At 51.9% G+C, this 751-nt stretch carries 2 protein-coding genes; both read right to left on the reverse strand.

Annotated features, from left to right (window positions below):
- Positions 1-22: 22 nt before the first annotated feature.
- Positions 23-463: a flagellar biosynthesis repressor FlbT gene (flbT, locus tag ACXJ5O_RS28830; protein WP_457302892.1), complete on the reverse strand. Its 441-nt coding sequence runs from the start codon at positions 461-463 to the stop codon at positions 23-25.
- 2 nt (positions 464-465) lie between these two features.
- Positions 466-751 (reverse strand): flagellar biosynthesis regulator FlaF (flaF, locus tag ACXJ5O_RS28835; protein WP_457302893.1); only part of this gene is annotated, 286 nt, incomplete at its 5' end.

Here is a 751-nt window from a genome sequence, read left to right on the forward strand (position 1 = left end):
GTTCCTACGGGAGGGATCGTGGTCATGCGGTTGCCTCCGGCCTGACGGCCTGTTGTGTTTGAGAGGAAATAGTCGGGTCTGCTGAACCGAAAAGAATCTGTGCTTCCAGCGCGTAGAGTAATCGGATCGATTTCAGAGCGTCGAACACACGTTCGTTGCACATCATCTCATCGATCAGCTTCAATTCTTTCAACATCTGCTGGTTTTCAAACGTTGCGAGGAGTGACGCCAGCATACGCTTGAACGTGCGGTTGGCCTCCTCCTTCATTGCAGGATTGATCAGCATGATCTGTGCGGCGAAATAGAGCTGCCGTAGGGGCGTTGTCGTCTGATCCGCCTGAATGACGTGGCTTTCGAGAAGAAAACTGACATCGTTCATGAATTCAATGGAAACCTTGCGGTCAACGCGTAAGACCGCCCCATTCACGTAGACTTTTTCACCGGCACGCAACGAGAGTTTCATGGTCAAAGCCCGTCGCGAATGGTCTTGGTGATATCAATAATGCTATCGTAGTCTCGCGAGGTCTCCTGCCGGATGGCCTCCAGCTCCCTCAGAATGAACAGGCCGATCGAAATGAGTGATGCCCGCAATTGCTGGGGCAATCCATTGGCAGGACTGCCGAGATCTTCGATCACAATCATCCACAGACGCGACGTAAAATACACTGCTTCAACGCCTTTATAGGAATAGCCGCTTTCATCGCGAGCCGCTTCCAGCATTATGATCGACTGATCGAACAAGGAGCGTTCC

The sequence above is a fragment of the Phyllobacterium sp. P5_D12 genome (assembly GCF_054049495.1).